We start from the raw sequence: 22,046 nt of genomic DNA on the forward strand, positions 1-22,046 counted from the left end.
TTGCTGTTAATGTACATTTTTTGAACTATGGTTAATTTCAATCATCTGAGATAAATAGCCATTACCTTCTAATAGACTTTCATAAGAACCACTTTCTTTAATTTCTCCATCAATCATAACTATAATTTTATCAAAACGTGGAAGCACATCTAAATCATGTGTGGCAATAACTAACGTTTTTGAAGATGCTTCAATTAAATTCATCGTTTTAGTAGTATTTTCTAAATCTAATGCAGTCGTTGGTTCATCTAAAATCCATATATCAGCTGAATCTCTGAGTAAAAGTCTAGCTAAGCTCAACCGTTGTTTTTCGCCACCAGATAAATTTTCTCCATCTAATGTTACATTTCTTTCTAGATTCAAGTACCCAAGTCCTACAGATTGAAGAGCTTGTTTTAATATAGCATCCTCTTTTTCTGAAAATAAATTATCTCGTACCGTCCCATCAAATATATGTTGAGACTGTAACATACCATTCATCTTATAATACTTGTCTTCCTCATTAATATCAGTAACTATTTGGCGTTTTAATTTTACAGTACCTTGATCAACATGATATAGACCTAACATGACTTGTAGTAAAGTACTTTTCCCGGAACCTGACGGACCAATGATAGCTACTTTCTCACCTTCGTGAATAGTTAAATCAATAGTGTTGAGCACTGGTGTTTGTTGGTTCCAATAACCAAAGGTGACATCATTTATTTCAAATAATGGCGTTGTCGTATCTGCATGATTCAATGAATGTAACTCATTAGATTGAGGGACACTGATAACATCATTTATTTCATCAATCGCTTGATCAGTATCAGCTTTATAATATGCAACATTACTCATTGGTACTGCCTGTTCAAATAAAGTTAATATCATTAGAACAATACTAGTTAAATAAACGACATCCAAATGTTCAGATTGAACCTGTTGCACCCCAATAACTAAACTAAGGAATATTGAAATCATCGCTATAATATTTAACATATAATCATATAAAGATAGAAAACGACGTTCTTTGGATTGCATAGTGTCATATTGTTTCAAACGTTGCATGACATCTGTTTTAAATTCATCTCTTTGGCGAAAGCGTCTTAATTCATCATCACCTTCTTTATAATCATAAAAACGCTGTAGAAAGTGACTTTGATTTAGAGCTACCTGTCTTTTGAGTGTTCGTGCTTTTTTAGCACTTAGCCATGGAACTATACAAAGAGTGAGGATCATACTTAACGTAATAAGAAATGAATGCATCGGTGAAATGAAAATAAATGTAATTACAGACACGATTGCAGTTAAACCTATCACTATTGGGGGATAATAAACTCTTAAATAAATATTTTGTAACGCCTCTACTCGGCTTACCATACGAGAAATTAAGTCGCTAGAATTAAATTTCCGATAAACATCAGGTACTGATGGAATTAATTTTTTAAGAAACTGTATTCTTACATCTCTTAGCATAGTAAAAGTCGTTCTATGTGATAACAATCTCTCAATATATCGTGTAATCGCTCTTAGGAAGCCAAACATTTTTACAGAAACCACTAGAACCATTAATGCATATAAGGGTGCGCCTAATGCACTTTGTGTCACCATATAACCACTTAAAAAGAACATTGCTAACGCCACAAGTCCACCTACTACCCCAACCAAAATAGCTAGAAGTAAATCTTTATCTTTTCTAAAATGAATTTGTGATTTCATGCTTATTCATCCACCTCACTTTGCGATACTGATATCGTCGTGTCATCTTTTATAAGATGCCCATCTTCTAGATAAATACGACGTTGAGCTTTGTTAATTGTAGAATCACGATGAGCAATAATAATCATCGTAGTATCTTTAAAATGATTTTGAATAACATTTTGGATTGTACGTTCTGTTTCAATGTCTAGACCGATAGCCGGCTCATCAAATATAACTAAATCTGGATTCATCACTAATAACCGACACAACTCAATTCGTCTCATTTGGCCACCAGATAGCATTTCGCCACCTTCTCCAATTGGTGTATAAATAGTATCTTTCAGAGATAACACTTTATCTTTTAGACCGACTTCTTCTAAAACTTGAATAATAGTTTTATCAGAAATTTCATTATTAAACATCGCTATATTATTCTTAATGGAATCTGTAAAAATATAAGGATTTTGGCTCAGAAATCCGATACGTGTATCTTCATTATTAAATGATACACTGCCTTCTGTTGGCGTTTTAATTTGACTTAGAATATGAGCTAACGTAGTTTTACCTGCCCCACTTGGACCAACAATTGCAATTTTATCACCTGAATGTATCACCATATTAATATGAGTAAGAGCGTTCTGATTACTATTTGAGTACTGATATGACACGTCTTCTACTTTGACCTGTGATTTTTGATAAGCCTCTATATTTGGATGTGGGTGTGGTGGTTTATTTTCAGAGTCTAAGAACTCGAAAACAACATCACTCGAACCTTCACTTTGTTTACCAGTATGAAACGCTTGTCCTAAATCTTTAATAGCATTATAAAATTCAGGAGCTAGAATGATTGCAATAGTAGCTGTAATGAAGTTAATTTTATTGAATACGACTAGACTTAACGCCGCTTCAAGCGCAACAAGACCGATACCTAACATACTAATAAATTCAAGCATTAATCCTGATAAGAATGCACTTTTTAAAATTTTCATAGTTAAATCTCTAAATTTAGTACTATCTTCATAAAGGCGCGCTTCAGTATTCTTAGTTTGATTTAATAATTTAAGCGTAATTAAACCTTTGGCAGTGTTTAAAAACCTTTGACTAAATTGATTTAAATATGTCATTTGGTCCTTTGACTCATCTCTCGTTTTCAAACCAAAAATGATATAAAACATAGGAATAAATGGAGCTGTAACCATCATAATTATTGCAGTTGATAAGTGTACATAACACATAGCGACTATAATCGCGACTGGAATCATCATTGATTTAAATACTTGTGGCAAATAACTTTGAAAGAATGGTGCAATACCATCAATACTTTCTGTTAAAATATTCATTTGTTCTCCAATTGCTCGTGTACTATTTTTATTTATCACTTGTTGTCTTAAATCATATTTCACTTTAGTAGCCATATGATCACCGATACGTTGATTCAACATATTGAAAGTTGCACGTGCAAGAAGAATACCTAAAATCAGTATAAAAAGTCCTATAAGTGAATGCTTATGATGGTACAACATATGATTTAGTAATTTGGCAATAGAAACATTTTGAATAACTACCGATATAGATAAAAAAACGCTCATGATTAACATGAGTGCGGGATATATTTTATATTTGAACACTAAATTTGTTAGTTTTTTCACAATAATCTCACCTACTTTCATTATAAAAGGTTTGTTAGAAATTTAAATTAATACGCTCATTCATTTTTTGAGTATTTTGTTTCAATTATTAAAATAATTATTATGTCATACTTTGGTCCAGTGTTGATGATTAGGTTACCACCATATTAATTTAATATGCTATGATAATATGGTGTTTTTGAAAAATGAAAGAATAAATAAATGTTTTACGAAAGTGGGTAAATTATGTTTTTACTTGAATTGATAAAAGGCATCATTTTAGGTATCGTCGAAGGACTTACTGAGTTCGCCCCTGTATCTTCTACAGGACATATGATACTAGTTGATGATATGTGGTTAAAGTCCACTAAATTTTTAGGTGAACAATCTGCGTTTACCTTCAAAGTTGTTATACAACTTGGGTCTGTCTTTGCAGCGGCATGGGTATTTCGTGATCGTTTCTTAGAAATATTACATATAGGTCATCATAAACCCGAAAATGAAGGCAGTGTTCAACGACGTTCCCAACCTAAGCGTTTGAACTTATTGCATGTATTAGTAGGTATGATTCCAGCGGGTATTTTAGGGTTCTTATTTGATGATTTAATTGAAAAATATTTATTCAGTGTTCCTACTGTAATGATTGGCTTATTCATTGGTGCAATCTACATGATTTTAGCTGATAAATATTCTGAGAAGGTTCAACACCCTCAAACAGTAGATCAAATTAATTATTTCCAAGCATTTGTCATTGGTATCTCGCAAGCTATAGCAATGTGGCCAGGTTTCAGTAGATCTGGTTCTACTATTTCAACTGGTGTATTTATGAAATTAAATCATAAAGCAGCATCAGATTTTACATTTATAATGTCAGTACCAATTATGCTTGCAGCAAGTGGTTTATCTTTACTAAAACACTATGAGTATATTCACTTAGCTCATGTACCTTTCTATTTACTAGGATTCTTAGCAGCATTTATAGTTGGTTTAATTGCTATTAAGACATTCTTACATTTAATAAATAAAGTTAAATTAATTCCTTTTGCGATTTACCGAATCGTATTAGTTGTAATTATCGCAATCCTTTACTTTGGTTTTGGCATTGGTAAAGGAATTTAAATAAACACTTGGATTTTCAATCCTTAGTGTTTATTATGCAATGGACTCTGTCCATTGTAATCTTTTGTTCACTTGGATTTTCAATCCTTAGTGTTGCTTATGCAATGGACTTTGTACATTGTAATCCTCTATTCACTTGGATTTTTAATCCTTAGTGTTGCTAACTTTAGATAGTACTCATTTAATAATTTTCAATAAACACTAGTAGGTTTATTTTAAACTCGCTAGTGTTTTTTAGTTTTCCAAAATTAAATTATCGGTTTCCATTGATAACAATCGTTTAGTATGATGTATCATAGGGTATGGAAAAGAATAGTAAAATTAATGGAGGCAACGAGTATGGACAAAAAGAGACTCATTAAGACTTTAATCAATGTATTACCTATTGTTATTGTACCGTTAGTCGTTGAACGTAAACGTATTAAAGAACATCCTGATGTACGTAAAGCTACTGATGCTACAACTAAAGCTACATCAAAAGCTACTTCAACTATTTCAAACAAGGCTTCAGATGTTAAAGAATATGTGGGCGATAAAAAACAAGAATTTGATAACAAACGTGAATTGAAGAAAATCGCCAAAGAAAACGACCCTGCTTACATCGAGAAAAAAGGCGAAAAGCTAGCTAAACAAAATCGTAAAGAAGCAGAAAAAATGAATAAAAAACTTCAGAAAAATATTGAGAAACGTCATAAAGAAGAAGAAAAGCAACGTGAAGAAAATAAAAAACAACGTATTAAAGATATGAAAAAATCTCAAAAGTACGAAGAAAAAGTAGGTCTTACTCCAGGCAAGTTGGACGATAAAACTGAGAAAAAAGGCGAAAAACTTGAAAAAGATAATCGTAAAGATGTAAAAAAATTAGATAAAAAGCTTCAAAAAAATATTGAAAAACGTCACAAACAAGAAGAAAAACAACAAGAAGCAGAGAAAAAGGCTAGAAAAAAAGAATTTAAAAAATATGATGATTACGTGGCTGACAGCGTTGTAAAACAAAATAAAGAATCTGATAACACTCAAGGTTAGCTGTTAATGGTCAAAGTAATCATAGATGGAGATGCTTGTCCTGTTGTTAATTCAGTGATTGAATTAACTAAAGGGACAGGCATTTTTGTTAACGTTTTAAGAAGTTTTAGTCACTTTTCTCATCAAATTCATCCTGAACATGTAAAAACTGTGTATGTTGACGATGGGCCAGATGCTGTTGATTATAAAATTGTACAATTAGCTAGAAAGGAAGATATTGTCATTACTCAAGATTATGGCCTAGCTAGTTTACTTATAGACAAAGTACATATTGTAATGCATCATAAAGGAAGTATATATCGTGCTGATAATATTCAAACTCTGTTAGACCAACGTTATCTTAATGCACAAATTAGAAAGCAAGGTGGCCGACATAAAGGTCCTCCGCCTTTTACTAAGAATGACAGATTAAAATTTGAACAAACATTTATGAATGTTATTAAACAACTTTAGGAGGTCTCACATGATTAAAAGAATTGCAGTTTATTGTGGAGCAAGCAAAGGTAAAGATCCTTCATATGTAAAAGAAGCTTATGAGTTAGGAAAGTATATGGCAGAACAAGGCTACGAACTTGTATTTGGAGCTGGATCAGTAGGAATAATGGGTGCTATTCAAGATGGTGTCCTAGATCACGGCGGTAAAGCTATTGGTGTTATGCCTAGGATGTTAGATGAGCGAGAAATCACGAGTCAAAAAGTAAGTGAACTTATTTTAGTGGATTCAATGCATGAAAGAAAGAATAAAATGACAGAATTAGCAGATGCCTTTGTTATGGCTCCTGGAGGTGCTGGTTCTCTTGAAGAATTTTTCGAAATGTATAGCTGGGCGCAAATTGGTATCCATCAAAAACCTATAGGTGTCTTTAATTTAAATGGCTTCTTTGAGCCTTTACAAGCACTCATTGACCATATGATAAAAGAAGGCTTTATTGATAAAAAATATCAAAAATTAGCACCATTATTTGATACTAAAGAAGCGCTGTTAGAAGGTCTCAATAATTACAAACCACTTGGCGTACGTACATACGATTAAATAAATAACGCGTCTATAGGTTATTCTATAGACGCGTTTTGATATTAAAAAGGTTTCATCTTATTATGTTTGTATCGCAGTATGCGATTGGCTTTAAAGCACATTTAGAAATGGTACTTCAAAACCTAATCGCACTTGCGGGGGCAAGACAACGAAATCAATATTTACTGATTTCTGTCTCGCTCCCAATTGCACTAAGAACTACTAACCTTCACTTTGTGAAGGAAGTATCCTCAAGGTTTACAATTGCTCTTGCAATTGCACTAAGAACTACTAACCTTCACTTTGTGAAGGAAGTATCTTCAAGGTTTACAATTGCCCTTGCAATTGCACTAAGAACTACTAACCTTCACTTTGTGAAGGAAGTAGTTCTATGTAATATCTAACATGGCGTTTGAGGGGATGGTATTTGCTTAGGTTTGGAAATTCGAAGTTATCTAGGAAGGTCATTCCTATTTTCTCCATTACCTTTCTTGAAGGTAAGTTTGTTTCAGATGTAAAACTATATAATTCAGTAATGCCTTTTTCTTTTGCGTAAGACAATACAGCTTGTGCACCTTCAGTAGCTAATCCGTTACCCCAAACTTCAGGAATTAATCGCCAGCCAATTTCATAAAAAGGTAGTTCTTTAAAAGGATATTTGCTGTCTTCGGGGATGTAGTTTACTCCGATAAACCCTAACCATTCACCCGTTTCCTTTAATTCAACCGCAAAAAGGCCGATTCCATTATCTTTGATAATTTCATCCATTTTTTTCATATCAAGTTCTGAACGACGGTAACTTAATAAACTTGGAAAATACCTACGGACTTGCTGATTTGCATTCATTTTCTGAAATGGTAATAAATCCTTTTCTTCCCAATCACGCAACTTCAAACGTTCAGTTTCAATGTAAGTTCCCATGTTAAACACTCCATTTTACCCTTAAAGCTTAATTCAATATTATTCTAATACAAAATTAACGCGTTATGAAGTTGTCCCCACATTCATATCGCGCTAATCATTTCTGTCATTATGTTAAATTTTATGCTTTAGAAATATAACTAATTAATTTTACGTGAACAGGAATTTCTTTTAAACGATCACGTTGTTCTTTAGGTGCAGTAAATGTTGCATCAATAAAATCATTTTGATGGTTTAAACGATATGTTGCAACGAATGTGTCTGTATCAGATTCAAAGTTTGGTAAATGTGCAATCACACGTTTAATTTCACTAGTTGAATCAATAATAGTACGTCCAGTAATATTTTCTAATTCTCTGCCCAATTCAGGTAACGTAATATTTTGTCCTTCTAAAATATTAAAATCTTGTTCGTGCATCGTTAATCTCTCCTCTTATAGATGTGTAGTATCAATCATCTTTCATAAATTTAATTCAAAATAGTATTAAATACTCACTTTGTAAATTGATTTTGTGTAATTTATCAATTATATTACCCTATTCAAAACTGCATCAAACGTTTATTGATCTGAGTTTTGTGTATTGGAAGTAGTTTTAGAATCGTTATTCTTACTTGTAGAGTCACTTTTTTGTGTCTCTTTGTTAGGCGTTTGTCCTTGATTAGATTGCTTAGATTTTGTAGAATTTGTTGATTGTTCTGAATTAGTCGTTGGAGAATCTTCTGAATTTTTATCTTCACTTGAATTAGATGAATCTTTTTCAGATGATTTACTAGACGAATCTTCAGCCGGCAATTCATTGATATCTTTTTGAAGATTATCTTGCTGATCTTTAAGTTTGTTTTTTTGGTTTTCTAAATCTTTTTTCTGTTTCTTTAAATCTTTATTTTCTTTCTCTAATTGGTCAATGCTTTTTTCTAAAGAAGCTTTCTCGTTACTTTTACCACATGCTGTTAACATTAAAGTTGATGCTAAGAGTAAAGTGAACCATTTTTTCATGATAGACTCCTTTGTTTAAACTTATAAATACAATTTATTTTAACATGCTTTTTTAATTTATTCATTTTTTCCCTTTAATTTTTTAGACATTTTTAGATGCGACGTTTGATAGCCTAAATTTTCATTTAATTTTACCATGTCGTTGTTTTCTTTATTAACTGTACTTTCAATACTTATAGCATCCATTGAATTCGCCCACTGCTCAATATCTCGTTTTAACTTTGAAGCAATTCCTTGTCTTCTAAAGTCTGGTTTTACATATAGTACTTCAATTTGTACTATTTTGAGCTGCGGTTCATAATGCGCCCAAATAAATCCTTTAAGACTGCCCGCATGTTCATTTATTAAAATAATATCATTCGCATATTTTAGTCTTGAAATAATCATTTCATATCTTAAAGCCATCGATGTTGAAGTCACTTGATAATTAAATTCATTTTCTGAGATTAAATGTTCATGTATTCTAGCTATTTCGTTAATCCAACTCTCATCTTCCAATGTCATTATCTTCATATAAAGAACTCCTCAATTGTTAATGATATTAATAACACTTATATGATATTATTAGTCATAATAACACGTCATATATTTTATTTATAAATAAGAATTGTCTATGAGGTTTTACTTTTAGAAAATGAAGGAGCACTTAAATTATCATGAAATCTACAGCACAATTAACTAAGGAGAATAATGTTAAATCATTACGACTTAACAACACCGATCGTGAAATATTTGAGAATTACATGACGTATATTCGCGCAGACTTAAGCGTGAATCCTCATGATTCAGAACTTATGTTAAATCGCATTTTGAAACATTTGATTCGTGCTGAAGATAAAGGCATGCTAGCGATGGAGTTCTTTGATCATGATCCTAAAGCACATGCTAAAAAAGAAATTAAAGCGCTACCCAATGAAACCATTAAGAACATTTTTAAGTATATATATCATAATTTTATATTTTTAATAGGCATGTTTTGCTTCTTAAAGGGATTTATTGGCTTTTTTATTGGAGGAGATAGTAACTACTTGTATCTATATACTTTCCCAATAACTGTAATCGTAGGTCTCTTTATAATATTCTTATTTATATGGATGAGTTTTAGGACAATTCAATTACAATGCTTTAATAATTCACATTGGGTTTGGTGGTTAACATATGGCGTTATAGCTTTGCTATTAATTACCCTGTTTTATGTATTTTTTATTCCTCAGTCATTTTTAGCATTTGGGCCTTATATTAATGTAAGTAATTGGACGTTTATTATTATTGCAATTTTAATTACGCCTATTGCGTTTTATGTTGACCATCATTTTTATAATAGAGACGCTAACACACGCATGTAAAAAGACTTACTTTCAGTCTTCCCACGGGAGAATTTTACTGAAAGTAAGTCTTTTATTTTCAACAAAGCATTAATTAATTAAGAACACATCTACAAAGAACCAGATTACCATTATGACCATAATGATTGCTTGAGCTACTGTGCTAGCTAGAAAAGCTACAACAGAGCCTAAACTCACCTTTAAAGCTTTCTTAAAATCAAAACCATTTAATAATTCCACAACAAATACTGCAATTAAAGGAACTAATATTATGCCAAATGGCGGAAATACGAAACACCCAACGATAACACCTACAAGCGCAGTATACTCGCCCACTTTACTTCCACCAAATCGATTAACAAAATATTTATTCATCATGAAATCAGCCACGAGAATAAATAAAGTAAATAAAATCATAGCTACGTAAAATATCCATGATAAACGGCCATCGTTAAAACCTATTTGATAAATAATAAAACCTATCCACATGACTAGCATTGATGGAATAATCGGCTTAATTAAGCCTACAAATGCTAAGACAAACATGAGGATAATAATTATCCATAAAACTGCTGTCATCTAAATCTACTCCATATCTTCTTCAGTTATTTTTTGATCTTTTGTAAAGAAAATAAGTATCATACCAATTAGAATTGACGTCGCTGATACAAAAAAGACATTTTCCAAACCAACCCAATGGCTCATAACGCCACCAAATAAATTTCCACATAATTGACCTATAACCATTGCATTCGCAAATAACGTAGAGGCATAACCCGGGAAATCAGGTAAAATATCTTGAAAGTAACTAATTCCTAATCCTAATAGTATAGCTAAGAAAATTGCTAAGAAAACTTGACCAGCTAACATCATGTAAAAGTTTTTAAATACACCAATGCTAAAATAAAATGCACCGCCAAAGAGCGAACCAAAAAGTAGTAAAGTTCGTGTTGTAAATTTGGCTGATAAAATACCTAATATAACCATAAAAGGCACTTCAAGACCAGCACATAAACTCGCTAAATATCCTACATAACTATCACGTTCTCTTAGATAATTTGTGACGAATAATGGCATATTCATCGTGTACATCCATTGTCCAATATGTAAAAGAATAAACGCGATAAACGGAATAAATAATGCTTTATCTTTAAACATATTTGGAGCGGATTTCTCAACATGATGTTGCGATGAGACTTGGTATTCAACTGGTAAATTCTGATAGAAAAAGACTTGTAGAATTAAGGTGAACAATAGAATAGCTACCGTTCCACCAAATAACCCAGAATATCCATTTAATTCGATTAATTGTGACCCTATAAAGGGACCAAATAAAAATCCTAATGAAAACATGGAACGTAACACGGTATTTGCAAACTTCGCACGATCTCGCGAACTTGAGATATTAATTGACTCTCTTGCAGAAGCATATAATTGCGGCATTGCTGGAGCAAATAAACCTTGGAAAATTGCATATAGAACTATAAATAACCAGATTTGATGAATATAAAAATAAATAGAAAAGCTTACGGCACCCATGAATAGCGCACTAATAATAAGGACTTTCCTATTAACATTATGTGTATCAGAAAACCTAGCAATAATTGAATTCACTACGAATTGACTAACTGCAGCTAATGCTAATAATAAACCATATTGAGTTGTTGTCATTCCTAAATCTTTTGTAGCGAATAAGACGAGGTATGGTACAGTCACTGCTATACCCATGCCGAGTAGCATCATATTCACAACAAATAGTTTATAGTTTTTAATATGAAACAGTGCTGTAAACAATTTTCGAACCTCTATTCTTTTATTAAATTGTACTTTTTACAATAGACTAAATGGCAATACCTTTTAAAATTTATCGAATAAAATTCAACATTAGATTTACAAATGAATCTACTTGAGGCAGTTGCAACATACTTCCATCATAACTCATATAAGTTGAGCGTATGAGAGGTTCTTCATCAATACTAACCTTCTCAAATTCAAACATATTTTTATCGATATGCTTCATCATAATTTCAGGTAAAATCGTTACCCCCACACCACTTAAAAGCATTTCCTTACAAGTTGCAACTTGGTCAACCGTTATCGTTGCATGATAATCTTGACCTAAATTATCATTGTACCATTGCTTAATTTGATTAATATAAATAGGATCTGCTTGAAATTCAATAAATGGTAACTTTGTAACATCCTCACGTCGATCTTTGGGATAAATAAAGTAGTGGTCATCATTAAATAGGTGTGTATTAGATAGATTCATGACTTTATTCCCTCTGGTAATCATGACGTGATAATCTCGATGATTGGCTTTAATCTGTTCAGTAGATCCTACTTGAACTTGGATTTCTACGTTAGGAAACTGTGTATTGTATAAACTCAATACTTCGGGTAATAACGTTTGGCCGATTAAAGACGAACATCCTATTGAAATCGTACCATTCACCTCTCCGATATGTGCCTGCATTTTATCGAAGAATAAACGTTCACGTTTCAACATATCACGCGCGTGGTCAATAATCATAGCGCCTTCAGTTGTAGTGATCAATTGTTTTTTTGTACGAATAAATATTTCTACTCCAAACGAACCCTCAATCGCTTTTAGACGTTGAGTTACAGCTGGTTGTGAAATATATAATATCTCTGCCGCTTTACGTAACGTTTTTGTTTCATCTAAAGTGATGAGTAAACGATAATCATCAATTTTCATAGCGTCCCCCTAAATATTTCTATCCTTAAATCTTTGCTATGATGATTTAGCTTTAGTTGATTAACCTTCAACCACATATCCTTTTATTGTCATTCACTTTGCTTTACGTCGGTGATGTTTGTGCTTATTTTTGGGTTTAAAAGGACGTTTATGCTTATTTCTTAGAGATTTATGATAAATTTTATTGTAACAATGCATGACCTTGTCTTGAACCTCTGAAAAGTTCTCTTCTATTTCAATCATTAATTGATGAGCAATAATATAAGCCTCATGATATTGTTTCTTAGAAATTTGCTTATTTTGCAAGGCATACATCAAATCATCTTCGTCTACAAGTTCATATTCCCCAGTAGGTAACACCAGCACATCTAAACATAAATCTAACGTACGTGCATTTCCCTTTTGAGTGATATTTTTAATATTAATATCAAAATAATATTCTAGCGGATTACCTTTATCATCAAACATGACTGTAATACTATATCGCTTTTTTTCTGGTAGTATTTGCAACCATCTATAATTGTCATCTGCAACTATTATGTTTTGTCCAACTACCGTCACCTCTAAAGGCTCACGAACCTTTTTCATCGTGACCAAGCCGATAATACCTTTAAATCTATTATTATTAACTTTAACCTCTGTATACTCTCTCTCTACCAGGCGACGCCAGTGACGTTTGTCTATATATTTTACTTTCACAGTCACCAACTCCTTATTTTTATTATATAAAACTGGTTAGTTAATGTCATCTTAATGTTTTAGATTAATGACTTTTACACTGTTATTTTCAAAATTATATTAAAACTATTTTACTATAAATTGATGTAATTTACTTAAAATTGATAATGTTACTATGTTTTAATATTAACTCTAGATATTTCCAGAATTTTCTAATTAATGAGTGGCAAGTCTTAAATGTTATTTTGCCTCAACAAAAGAAGGAAATAAATTAACTGAAGAAAAGTAATGGATGAACTTGAATATATTGTAGAAGTTGCTAAAAAACTATTTGACTCAGCCAATTAACAAACTTATTTCGACACTAAAAGTTTAATTTATATTAAAAAAACCTTTAAACGGACTAAGTTTAAATCCATTTAAAGGCTTCATTCGTTACAATACAGCGTATTTTCTTATAATATTTTCTAAGTCGGGATAATGCTTTAACAATTGGTCTTGTTTCAACAATTCGAAATGTTCAAATTCGAAGGCAGGTTGACACATGCATCCGACAAGGCTATAACCTTCATTATCATCTATAGAAGATGCAAATACTGTACCTTTAGGAACACAATATTGTAATACATCTCCAGCGGATATATTTTGACCTAATTTCACACTATGATACTTACCTTGTGGTGTAATCATGTGAATAGTTAATGTTTCTCCAGCATGATGATACCATACTTCATCTGCGTCAATTCGATGAAAATGAGAGATATTGTCATGTGTTAAGAGGAAATATATACTACTATAAGGTGCTCTATTAAGCGTATCTTCTCGTAAAGTTTCTCTATAATAACCGCCTTCAGGATGAGCTATTAATTTAAGTTCTTGAATCCACTCTTTTGAAGTTTTCATTATTTTAAATCTACATTGTGGAATACGTTTTGAACATCTTCTAAATCTTCAAGTGCGTCCACTAACTTCTCAAATGTGGCTTGATCTTCTTCAGATAACTCAATATCTGTTTGAGGCAACATTTCAAATTCTGCTACTTTAAAATCCTCAACCCCAGATTCACGTAAAGCATCTTGAACTTGAGCAAATTGATCAGGTTCTGCATAAACAATTGTTAATCCATCTTCATCAATGACATCTCTCACATCAACATCTTGTTCCATTAACGTTTCTAAGATTTCATCTGCAGATTTACCTTCTACACCGAAAGTCGCTGTATGATCAAACATGTAAGCTACTGAACCAGAAACACCCATATTTCCGCCATTTTTACCGAAGGCTGCACGCACATCTGAAGCTGTACGATTCACATTATTTGTTAAGGCATCAACAATTAACATTGAACCACTTGGTCCAAAGCCTTCATATCTTAAATGATCATAATTTTCCTCACCAGCACCTTTAGCTTTATCAATAGCTCTATCAATAATGTGATTAGGTACTGAATATGTTTTAGCACGTTCCAATACTAATCTTAGTGCTTGGTTAGATTCTGGATTAGGTTCTCCAGATTTTGCTGCTACATATATTTCTTTGCCGAATTTGGCATAAATTCTACTCGTATTTTTATCTTTTTGGGCCTTTTTCTCTTTAATGTTGTTCCATTTACGTCCCATAATGTCATCTCACTTTCGTACTCTATGTTCTTCATTATATATTTAGCAGTAATTTTTGTAAAATCTCTTAAACAGATGTAAACTACTGCTATATCAATATTTTTAAAGTGATATTTAACTGAATTTATTCTGTTTTCTACAATTATTATTAAAAAACAAAGATGCGTTTTTAGTTCCTCTCATCTTTGTGCTAAAAATTTTGTGATTTATATCAGTCTCTATCTTGCATAATACTTATGTATGTATACATGGAATAAACATAAAAAGTGTCGATTTATAATATTTATAAATCGACACCCTCAATTAAATATTTAAAAAGTTTTCAACGTCATCAAATAAAGCATTAAATATTTCCAAGTTTTCTTCACTCATATATAGAAAAATTTTTCTTTCATCTCTAGTTGATCTTACTTTGCTTAATTTCTCTTTATCTATTAATCTTCGAATTGATACCAGTAACTTTGTTCTACTTAATTCTAATTCACTTATAGCTATTTTTAAAAATGATTGCATAAGTATTTGTTCATCTGAACAATACTTTCTAGCTAAGTCTAGTACAGCAAGATCATTTAATGTCAACTTATATTCTTTATCTATATATTCAGATAATGCTTTATATTGTTTGTAAAATCCTAGTAGTTTTTCTAGCTTCTGTTCATTCAAGACGCGCACCTCCAAATATATGTAGACAATGTATAGTAACATTATCCTAAATATCTGGATAATTGTCTTTGGCATTTGTTTTTAATCATATGTCAAAATTACCAATAAATTTAAATTGAATTGTGTTACGCCTTTTTTATTTTGTTATTTTTTTTATAGATTTTTACAAGATAAGCCGAATTGTACTTCAAGCTTAGCTTTAATGACGATTCTGTAAAATCATGCTCAAAAATTTCAATATTAGGTCTAAAATTATCTTCTACTTTGATTAAAAATTTAGTAGACCATTGATATTTATTCCGTAAATTAGGTGGAATAATATGATTAATGTTCCCACTCTCATTATCAACTTTAACAATCATACATATATATTCATCTTTAAGTTCTTCTTCACAAAAATTAATGTAAATATCAATATTATTAAAGTTGTCTATGCTTGATTCGCTTTCAACTACTCGCCAATCATATAAATAAAGGAGATATCTATCGCTACTATCAATAATGTTATAGAACCCATTTTTAACTTTGTTTTGATTAATCATCCAACTTAAATCATTAAATATTAACCCATATGTTGTTTTAAAACCATTTTCATCAAATAAATGAACAGAATTAAATAAATCTGGATGAGAAAATAGATTTAAGCCGTACCCTGAAAAATGCTCTTTTAATTTAATAACAGACAGATATAAGAGTGGTGCACTATGACTTAAATCAATCTCTTCATTATTTAACAGTTGATGATTAACTAAGTTTAAAAAGATGAGGTTTTCTTTACTAAAATCAAATTGATTTAAATTTACACTTAAGTGTTTCAACTGTAGAACATTTTTCAATAGAAGACCTTCATTACTATCCATTAAATAAGGAGATGTCAATTGTGCATTGTCTATATAGAGGTAATCAAATTTTAGTCTTTTAATTTGCGCTTCTAAAGATTTAAATTGAGCTGGATCGTCGACCATACAACTAATATCTAAACCGATAGTATAATTTATGTGTGTATTCTGCATTTTTAAAATATCTCTATATATACTACGTATATCTTTATCATTTAAATTGAAAATAAATTGAATCTCATAATTATAATTAGAATTGTGATTTTTCTTGTCCAATTGCTTAAGACTTGTTTTAAAACTCTCTATTAAGTCATTTATATGTTCAATTTCATTAACATTGAAAGCTATATGTAAATCATTTTCAATAATAGTTTGGCTAATATAATTTTTTTCGTTTTGTGTTAATAATTTGCCATACTCATATAAATAAGGCATAAAGTAGAAGATAATATTAGACCCTTCATAACCCATTTTCTGATAAAGTCCTTCTAAAAATAGCAACTTTATTTCTTCAATAGTATGAATTTGGATGACTGAATAAAAAGGAGAAGCATTTACAATTTGTGAATTATCAATTCTAATTTCATCATATATATCTGAAACATCGTTAGGTATAACTGAACGGATGAGTTTTTTTAATGGCCTTTTTTTGATTTCTGGCACCGTTTCATCTGTACAACCATTATATTTATCATATTTTTTCATAGTCCGATATTCATTAGGTGTCACACTTAGATAATTCTTGAATAATTTGGAATATGTTGAGGCGTTACTAAATCCAAGTGCATCACTAATTTGACTAATCGTTTTATTCGTGGTTAATAACATTTCTATAGATTTACTAATTTTTAATGTATCAACGTATTTTTTAAATCCCATTCCCATTAGAGTGTGAAATTGAGAAGACAGATTAGATTTTGATATATAGAGTTGGTTCGAGATATCTCTTAAAGTTAACCTTTCACTCATATGATTGTATATGTAATCTAATTCATCTTTTAAGTCACCATAAAAGGCATAAATGTATTGATCTTCGGCTATTTTTTTATCTATACTCGCTTCCTGAGCAAGCATTTCAACAATTTTATTAATGAGTTCATATTCTTTTTCAGTATTCCCATCAATATAATTTAATGCAAGTTGAGCCATCAAATATTTAATTTCATTTGTAGATTTAATCAACTCAGCAGTATAGTGATAATCAAAAAATGCATATCCTAATTCTGCAAACCAATCACTAGAAATGTATATTTCTAATGTAGTTCCATTGTCATTGATTCCAAAAACATCCATATTATTAACAATATATAATTCATTATTAATCGTTCTTTGCTTTCTGAATTGTTGAAGATGCATACTTCCCTCTATTGGCCAAAATAAGAGTATCCCATCTTGGCATCTAGTTGTTGAATACTCGTTCTTAGAAAGTATATGCAAACAGGAATGTGACATTACTTTACCTCTTTTCCTATTTTAAATAGCCTACTATAAATAATACTTAACCATTGTTCAAATTCGATAAACGCCAATTTAACACAATATGAAAATTATATCAAAAGCGAAATTATATATATAATCAATTATTTTTTATGTATCTATTCCATCTAATTATACATTAAAAAAAGATGTGGCGTTAAAATTCCGTAACTCAAACAATTATCAAGCCATTTAATAACTCAAATGCTCTCATTAGGAAGACATACGTCCACATCTTGAATATTAAACATTATAGATTTAATTTTTGAAACGATTAGCTAACCTTAGTATATCTTCTATTATATTTAATAAATTGATAAATAAGTTAAAGCCCATTTCTCGTGGTGAAAACTGACCTCTTTTCATCCTATTGAAATCATAAAGTGTATATAATAGGAACAATAACAAGCTAATAACTGTGATTACAGTATGGAATATAGGGTTATGAATAAATAATCCTATTAAACTAGCAATAATTAATGCTATTAAAGTAACAAATAAATATTTCCCCATACTTGATGCGTCATTAATTAAGAAATACCCTACAATACCAAATGCTATAAATGCACCTATTGCAAGTAAAATATTTTTATAAAATACTTCTGCACCTAAATTTTGTAGATATGCAGTAAACATCGCATATGAAAGTAGTCCGACAATAATAGCGTAGATATGCGAGATGATGAGACCATATTTACGCGCCCGTTTTATAAATAATGTAGCCAGTAAAATAACAAATAACGCTATAGATAGAGGTTTTCTCCAAGACATGGGTAAATATTGACCGAAGTAACAACCTATTCCAAAAATAATCCAATAGTACATAAAGAACAGCCATACCTTACCGTAAGCATGGGATTGGTGCTTATCTTTAGAGTGATTTTGTGATTTGTTTGCACTTTGAGTCGATTGGGACATTTTTTAATCTCCTTTTATACTAAAAAATTCTCAATTACTAAAAGTTTACAATAACCAATAAAAATTCTAAAGTGTTTAACTTAGTATTATCTAAATATAAAGAAGTTTCCGAAAACTTATCTATAATTAATATTACTTTATTACAATTTATAAAACTTTCATGAATTAATTTTAATCAAAAAAGTCTATAAATCCTTTAAAATCAACTAATACAGGTTATATGTACTTTTCGTAAAAAATGTTAATAATATTACAAGATAATAACAAAGCCCACAGAGACTATTATTTTTGTTAGTATTGGGTACGTAATAAGAAAGTATAGTCAAAAGTAATTAAAGAGTTAGGTTCATGTTTTAAGACTTGTGGGGACAATTGTCTACATAATAAAACACAATCAATTTAATTTAATTACATTTAAGGAGGAGTCACTTTGAAAAAGTTAGCCTTTGCAGTAACAGCCGCTTCAGGTGCAGCCGCAGTACTTTCACATCATGATGCTGAAGCTTCAACCCAGCATAAAGTTAAATCAGGAGAATCTTTATGGAGTATTGCTCAAAAATATAATACTTCAGTAGAAAACATTAAACAAAATAATAATTTAAATAATAACATGGTGTTCCCTGGACAAGTTATTAATGTAGGTGGAAGTGCTTCACAAAGCTCTAATTCAAACGCTTCTTCTAACACAGGTTCAGCTTCTACACACACTGTAAAAGCTGGAGAATCATTAAACATTATCGCCAATAAATATGGTGTTTCAGTTAACGCTTTAATGAAAGCAAACAATTTAAATGGTTATTTAATTACACCTGGCCAAACATTAAAAGTACCTAATGGTGGATCAGGCGCTGGTGCAGCTGGTACAGCTACTCCATCTACAGGAAATGATTACAACTCACCTTCATTTAACCACCAAAACTTATATACTGAAGGTCAATGTACTTGGTACGTGTTCGATAAACGTGCACAAGCTGGTAAACCAATTAGCACATATTGGTCAGATGCTAAATATTGGGCAGCAAACGCAGCAAATGATGGTTATCAAGTAGATAATAACCCAACTGTAGGTGCTATTATGCAAAGCACTCCAGGACCATACGGTCATGTTGCTTATGTTGAACGAGTTAATGGAGACGGAAGTATTCTAATCTCAGAAATGAACTATACTAATGGACCATACAACTCTGATTATCGTACAATTCCAGCTTCAGAAGTATCACTTTACGCTTATATTCATTAATTCAATAGATTTATTGATTACCACTTAAGGCATCTACCCGTCTTAAGTGGTTTTTTTATGCCAAATTGTTTTCTATTTTAATGTCATAGTTACTTATACTCCGACATTACTAATACCATTCAGTTAAATATTTCCTGGGTATAAACATTAATCCCCCTCACAAATTTATTATTCAAAACACAAAAATACCAACAAAACCTTAGATTTTGTTGGTATTTTGCTACTTATAAGCTTATTAAAGTTACAAGTCTTTATATCTAATATTGCTATGTTATATCTTATTTTAAAAATAGATGCATGATAAAGTACACAATACCAGCCAATAATGCTGAAATTGGTAACGTAATTACCCAAGTGATAACCATTCGTTGAGCTGTACTCCATTTTACACCTTTAGCGCGGTTAGAAGCGCCTACACCAAGGATTGATGAAGAAACAACGTGAGTTGTTGATAACGGGAAGTGTAGTGATGACGCTACGAAAATTGTTAATGCAGAAGAAAGATCTGCTGCTGCTCCGTTAGCCGGACGAATTTTCATAATGTTACCACCAACAGTTTTGATGATTTTCCAACCACCTACTGCTGTACCCAGACCCATTGCAGTGGCACAAGCAATTTTAACCCATAACTGAGGTTCTACACTTGAACCAGTCTGAAGATTCGCAACTATTAATGCTAAAGTGATAATCCCCATTGATTTCTGAGCATCGTTCGTACCATGTGAGAATGATTGTAATGCTGCAGTAAAGATTTGGAAAAATCTAAAGTTACGATTTGCACGTGTTAAATTTGCGTTTTTAAATACGACCTTCACGATAGAATACATAATAAAACCAACACAAAATGCAATGATTGGTGAAATAATTAATACAATAATTATCTTCGTAAATCCTTGATAATGTAGTACTGCAAATGAACCTTGAGAAGCTATAGCCGCACCAGCAATTGACCCAATTAATGCATGTGATGAAGAACTTGGAATACCATATAACCAAGTTACTAAGTTCCAAATAATTGCTGCAATAATTGCTGCTAAAACAACAACTAGACCATGTTGTAATTTAAATGGATCAACAATATCCTTTGTAATTGTTCCGGCTACCCCAGTAAATGTTAAGGCACCAATAAAGTTCATTACTGCTGCTAATAAAATAGCAGATCTAGGAGTTAAAGCTCTTGTAGAAACAGCAGTTGCTACAGCGTTGGCAGTATCATGGAAACCATTGATAAAGTCAAATACTAATGAAAATATAACTATAGCTATCGTGACGATTAAAATATATGACATAAATGAGGACTCCCTTAGCTATTTTTCATAATTATAGTTTCAAAGTTATTAGCAACTGTTTGGCATTTATCAGCAATTTCTTCCATACTTTGATAAATATCTTTTATTTTAATTAATGTGATTGGATCTGTTTCACTGTTAAAGATGTGTTTCATTGACTGTCTTAAGATTCCGTCACAATTTGTTTCAAATTCTTTAATATTAATAGAATGAATACGCATGTGAGATAATTTTTTGTCTACTAATAATCCTACTGCTAACTTCATTTCAGCAACTGCTTTTTGAATATTTTCAACAAATTCAGCCATGTATTCATCTGTATATTCAATTGAATACATTTCAAACATAGCAGATGTCTCTTCCATCGCATCTAAAACATCGTCGATTGCATTACATAAAGATAGGATATCTTCACGTTCGATTGGTGTAATAAACGTTTGATTCAAGTCAGTAATAACTTGGTGCATCAACTCGTCACCATGTGACTCATACGTTTTAATATTATCAGAATAAGCTTTCAAATCTAAATGTGTGTTGAAATCCATTTTTCCGAATTCAATTGCTGCACGATCTAGGTTGAATACCATTTCTTCTAATTGAACCATGAACTTATCCTTTTTCTTACTAAACATTCAAAATCCTCCATTTTGAGCGATTGTCACCAATCACATTCATAAATTTTTAATCCGTAAGACAAGTGGTTTAGGAACATATTTACAATTTTTAGAAAAAAGTAGTGAGCAATACTCTTATTGTAAAAAATATGTAAATTAATTATAAAGTTAAAACAAGCTGATGTTCTTAAATATCCCGTTTTGTCCCTACTTGAAAATAGCACAAAATTTACATAACTACAATTCTATTTACAAATTCTTAACAAATAAGAAACTTAAA

24 protein-coding genes are annotated in these 22,046 nt (G+C 31.1%); 7 read left to right on the plus strand and 17 right to left on the minus strand.

The genetic code is table 11. The features are described 5' to 3' along the window. Positions 1-6 precede the first annotated feature (6 nt). Positions 7-1,698: a thiol reductant ABC exporter subunit CydC gene (cydC, locus tag MHI13_RS15920; RefSeq protein ID WP_064210431.1), complete on the minus strand. Its 1,692-nt coding sequence runs from the start codon at positions 1,696-1,698 to the stop codon at positions 7-9. Positions 1,699-1,700: 2 nt separating this feature from the next. Further along, positions 1,701-3,329, minus strand: coding sequence for an ABC transporter ATP-binding protein/permease (locus MHI13_RS15925; RefSeq protein ID WP_064210430.1), 1,629 nt, complete (start codon positions 3,327-3,329; stop codon positions 1,701-1,703). 225 nt (positions 3,330-3,554) lie between these two features. On the opposite strand from MHI13_RS15925, the gene MHI13_RS15930 reads away from it, so the two are divergent. From MHI13_RS15930 to MHI13_RS15950, 5 genes are all read left to right on the plus strand, one after another. Next, positions 3,555-4,427, plus strand: a complete 873-nt coding sequence (locus MHI13_RS15930; RefSeq protein WP_002433118.1) for an undecaprenyl-diphosphate phosphatase — start codon at positions 3,555-3,557, stop codon at positions 4,425-4,427. A gap of 339 nt (positions 4,428-4,766) precedes the next feature. Further along, complete coding sequence (locus MHI13_RS15935) at positions 4,767-5,453, plus strand: hypothetical protein (protein ID WP_002469839.1); 687 nt, start codon at positions 4,767-4,769, stop codon at positions 5,451-5,453. A gap of 6 nt (positions 5,454-5,459) precedes the next feature. Beyond that, entirely contained in the window at positions 5,460-5,906 is a 447-nt protein-coding gene (locus tag MHI13_RS15940) for a YaiI/YqxD family protein (RefSeq protein ID WP_064210429.1), read from the plus strand. A 13-nt stretch (positions 5,907-5,919) separates the two neighbouring features. Then, positions 5,920-6,486, plus strand: coding sequence for an LOG family protein (locus MHI13_RS15945; RefSeq protein ID WP_030059132.1), 567 nt, complete (start codon positions 5,920-5,922; stop codon positions 6,484-6,486). A 65-nt stretch (positions 6,487-6,551) separates the two neighbouring features. Then, the gene (locus tag MHI13_RS15950) at positions 6,552-6,872 is read left to right on the plus strand and encodes a hypothetical protein (RefSeq protein ID WP_153019921.1); all 321 of its coding nucleotides are present in this window, start codon (positions 6,552-6,554) and stop codon (positions 6,870-6,872) included. Here MHI13_RS15950 and MHI13_RS15955 read toward each other — a convergent pair. The 4 genes from MHI13_RS15955 to MHI13_RS15970 form a co-directional block, all read right to left on the minus strand. Continuing rightward, positions 6,829-7,389 carry a GNAT family N-acetyltransferase gene (locus tag MHI13_RS15955; RefSeq protein ID WP_002432980.1) on the minus strand — a complete coding sequence of 187 codons (561 nt, stop codon included), beginning with the start codon at positions 7,387-7,389 and terminating at the stop codon, positions 6,829-6,831. The two genes, MHI13_RS15950 and MHI13_RS15955, sit on opposite strands and share 44 nt — an antisense overlap. A 121-nt stretch (positions 7,390-7,510) precedes the next feature. After that, entirely contained in the window at positions 7,511-7,807 is a 297-nt protein-coding gene (locus MHI13_RS15960) for a hypothetical protein (RefSeq protein ID WP_002433439.1), read from the minus strand. A 141-nt stretch (positions 7,808-7,948) separates the two neighbouring features. Beyond that, on the minus strand, positions 7,949-8,386 hold the full coding sequence (locus MHI13_RS15965) for an SA0632 family lipoprotein (RefSeq protein WP_002433328.1): 438 nt from the start codon (positions 8,384-8,386) through the stop codon (positions 7,949-7,951). 57 nt (positions 8,387-8,443) lie between these two features. Then, positions 8,444-8,899, minus strand: coding sequence for a GNAT family N-acetyltransferase (locus tag MHI13_RS15970; RefSeq protein WP_064210428.1), 456 nt, complete (start codon positions 8,897-8,899; stop codon positions 8,444-8,446). A 143-nt stretch (positions 8,900-9,042) separates the two neighbouring features. Between MHI13_RS15970 and MHI13_RS15975 the strand changes: the two genes are divergently transcribed. After that, on the plus strand, positions 9,043-9,732 hold the full coding sequence (locus tag MHI13_RS15975; RefSeq protein WP_023350700.1) for a DUF1129 family protein: 690 nt from the start codon (positions 9,043-9,045) through the stop codon (positions 9,730-9,732). A 69-nt stretch (positions 9,733-9,801) separates the two neighbouring features. On the opposite strand, the gene MHI13_RS15980 is transcribed toward MHI13_RS15975, so the two are convergent. From MHI13_RS15980 to MHI13_RS16020, 9 genes are all read right to left on the minus strand, one after another. Next, positions 9,802-10,290: a DUF456 domain-containing protein gene (locus MHI13_RS15980; protein ID WP_023350701.1), complete on the minus strand. Its 489-nt coding sequence runs from the start codon at positions 10,288-10,290 to the stop codon at positions 9,802-9,804. A gap of 6 nt (positions 10,291-10,296) precedes the next feature. Further along, positions 10,297-11,454, minus strand: a complete 1,158-nt coding sequence (locus tag MHI13_RS15985) for an MFS transporter (RefSeq protein ID WP_193750982.1) — start codon at positions 11,452-11,454, stop codon at positions 10,297-10,299. A gap of 121 nt (positions 11,455-11,575) precedes the next feature. Continuing rightward, positions 11,576-12,430 carry a LysR family transcriptional regulator gene (locus tag MHI13_RS15990; RefSeq protein ID WP_002433389.1) on the minus strand — a complete coding sequence of 285 codons (855 nt, stop codon included), beginning with the start codon at positions 12,428-12,430 and terminating at the stop codon, positions 11,576-11,578. Between the two features lie 93 nt (positions 12,431-12,523). Further along, positions 12,524-13,129 (minus strand): DUF402 domain-containing protein, encoded by a 606-nt coding sequence (locus MHI13_RS15995; protein WP_002433428.1) that lies wholly within the window; start codon positions 13,127-13,129, stop codon positions 12,524-12,526. 414 nt (positions 13,130-13,543) lie between these two features. Continuing rightward, on the minus strand, positions 13,544-14,011 hold the full coding sequence (locus tag MHI13_RS16000; protein ID WP_002433293.1) for a cupin domain-containing protein: 468 nt from the start codon (positions 14,009-14,011) through the stop codon (positions 13,544-13,546). Continuing rightward, positions 14,011-14,727 (minus strand): YebC/PmpR family DNA-binding transcriptional regulator, encoded by a 717-nt coding sequence (locus MHI13_RS16005; RefSeq protein WP_002433248.1) that lies wholly within the window; start codon positions 14,725-14,727, stop codon positions 14,011-14,013. The genes MHI13_RS16000 and MHI13_RS16005 overlap by 1 nt, the downstream gene beginning before the upstream one ends. Positions 14,728-15,030: 303 nt before the next feature. Then, positions 15,031-15,390, minus strand: a complete 360-nt coding sequence (locus tag MHI13_RS16010; protein WP_002433103.1) for a transcriptional regulator, SarA/Rot family — start codon at positions 15,388-15,390, stop codon at positions 15,031-15,033. A gap of 125 nt (positions 15,391-15,515) precedes the next feature. Beyond that, positions 15,516-17,681: a helix-turn-helix transcriptional regulator gene (locus MHI13_RS16015; RefSeq protein ID WP_064210426.1), complete on the minus strand. Its 2,166-nt coding sequence runs from the start codon at positions 17,679-17,681 to the stop codon at positions 15,516-15,518. A gap of 282 nt (positions 17,682-17,963) precedes the next feature. Further along, the gene (locus MHI13_RS16020) at positions 17,964-18,623 is read right to left on the minus strand and encodes a Bax inhibitor-1/YccA family protein (protein ID WP_002433380.1); all 660 of its coding nucleotides are present in this window, start codon (positions 18,621-18,623) and stop codon (positions 17,964-17,966) included. A gap of 430 nt (positions 18,624-19,053) precedes the next feature. Here MHI13_RS16020 and MHI13_RS16025 point away from each other — a divergent pair, with 430 nt between their 5' ends. After that, positions 19,054-19,863, plus strand: a complete 810-nt coding sequence (locus tag MHI13_RS16025; protein WP_002433301.1) for a LysM peptidoglycan-binding domain-containing protein — start codon at positions 19,054-19,056, stop codon at positions 19,861-19,863. A gap of 278 nt (positions 19,864-20,141) precedes the next feature. Here the strand turns inward: MHI13_RS16025 and MHI13_RS16030 are convergent, their stop codons facing one another. Both MHI13_RS16030 and MHI13_RS16035 read right to left on the minus strand, forming a co-directional pair. Continuing rightward, positions 20,142-21,152: an inorganic phosphate transporter gene (locus MHI13_RS16030; protein ID WP_002433186.1), complete on the minus strand. Its 1,011-nt coding sequence runs from the start codon at positions 21,150-21,152 to the stop codon at positions 20,142-20,144. Between the two features lie 14 nt (positions 21,153-21,166). Continuing rightward, positions 21,167-21,784 carry a DUF47 domain-containing protein gene (locus MHI13_RS16035; protein ID WP_002433514.1) on the minus strand — a complete coding sequence of 206 codons (618 nt, stop codon included), beginning with the start codon at positions 21,782-21,784 and terminating at the stop codon, positions 21,167-21,169. Between the last annotated feature and the right edge of the window lie 262 nt (positions 21,785-22,046).

Source organism: Staphylococcus sp. FSL K6-0223, from assembly GCF_038008285.1.

What these genes read in the sequence shown, in the direction of transcription:
- MHI13_RS15935 (WP_002469839.1), top strand. Translation starts at nt 4,767, where the DNA reads ATGGACAAAAAGAGACTCATTAAGACTTTAATCAATGTATTACCTATT.
- MHI13_RS15960 (WP_002433439.1), bottom strand. Translation starts at nt 7,807, where the DNA reads ATGCACGAACAAGATTTTAATATTTTAGAAGGACAAAATATTACGTTA.
- MHI13_RS15970 (WP_064210428.1), bottom strand. Translation starts at nt 8,899, where the DNA reads ATGAAGATAATGACATTGGAAGATGAGAGTTGGATTAACGAAATAGCT.
- MHI13_RS16000 (WP_002433293.1), bottom strand. Translation starts at nt 14,011, where the DNA reads ATGAAAACTTCAAAAGAGTGGATTCAAGAACTTAAATTAATAGCTCAT.
- MHI13_RS15990 (WP_002433389.1), bottom strand. Translation starts at nt 12,430, where the DNA reads ATGAAAATTGATGATTATCGTTTACTCATCACTTTAGATGAAACAAAA.
- MHI13_RS15955 (WP_002432980.1), bottom strand. Translation starts at nt 7,389, where the DNA reads ATGGGAACTTACATTGAAACTGAACGTTTGAAGTTGCGTGATTGGGAA.
- MHI13_RS15980 (WP_023350701.1), bottom strand. Translation starts at nt 10,290, where the DNA reads ATGACAGCAGTTTTATGGATAATTATTATCCTCATGTTTGTCTTAGCA.
- MHI13_RS15985 (WP_193750982.1), bottom strand. Translation starts at nt 11,454, where the DNA reads ATGATGCTACTCGGCATGGGTATAGCAGTGACTGTACCATACCTCGTC.
- MHI13_RS16005 (WP_002433248.1), bottom strand. Translation starts at nt 14,727, where the DNA reads ATGGGACGTAAATGGAACAACATTAAAGAGAAAAAGGCCCAAAAAGAT.
- cydC (WP_064210431.1), bottom strand. Translation starts at nt 1,698, where the DNA reads ATGAAATCACAAATTCATTTTAGAAAAGATAAAGATTTACTTCTAGCT.
- MHI13_RS16035 (WP_002433514.1), bottom strand. Translation starts at nt 21,784, where the DNA reads ATGTTTAGTAAGAAAAAGGATAAGTTCATGGTTCAATTAGAAGAAATG.
- MHI13_RS15975 (WP_023350700.1), top strand. Translation starts at nt 9,043, where the DNA reads ATGAAATCTACAGCACAATTAACTAAGGAGAATAATGTTAAATCATTA.
- MHI13_RS16030 (WP_002433186.1), bottom strand. Translation starts at nt 21,152, where the DNA reads ATGTCATATATTTTAATCGTCACGATAGCTATAGTTATATTTTCATTA.
- MHI13_RS15965 (WP_002433328.1), bottom strand. Translation starts at nt 8,386, where the DNA reads ATGAAAAAATGGTTCACTTTACTCTTAGCATCAACTTTAATGTTAACA.
- MHI13_RS15940 (WP_064210429.1), top strand. Translation starts at nt 5,460, where the DNA reads ATGGTCAAAGTAATCATAGATGGAGATGCTTGTCCTGTTGTTAATTCA.
- MHI13_RS15950 (WP_153019921.1), top strand. Translation starts at nt 6,552, where the DNA reads ATGTTTGTATCGCAGTATGCGATTGGCTTTAAAGCACATTTAGAAATG.
- MHI13_RS15930 (WP_002433118.1), top strand. Translation starts at nt 3,555, where the DNA reads ATGTTTTTACTTGAATTGATAAAAGGCATCATTTTAGGTATCGTCGAA.
- MHI13_RS16015 (WP_064210426.1), bottom strand. Translation starts at nt 17,681, where the DNA reads ATGTCACATTCCTGTTTGCATATACTTTCTAAGAACGAGTATTCAACA.
- MHI13_RS16020 (WP_002433380.1), bottom strand. Translation starts at nt 18,623, where the DNA reads ATGTCCCAATCGACTCAAAGTGCAAACAAATCACAAAATCACTCTAAA.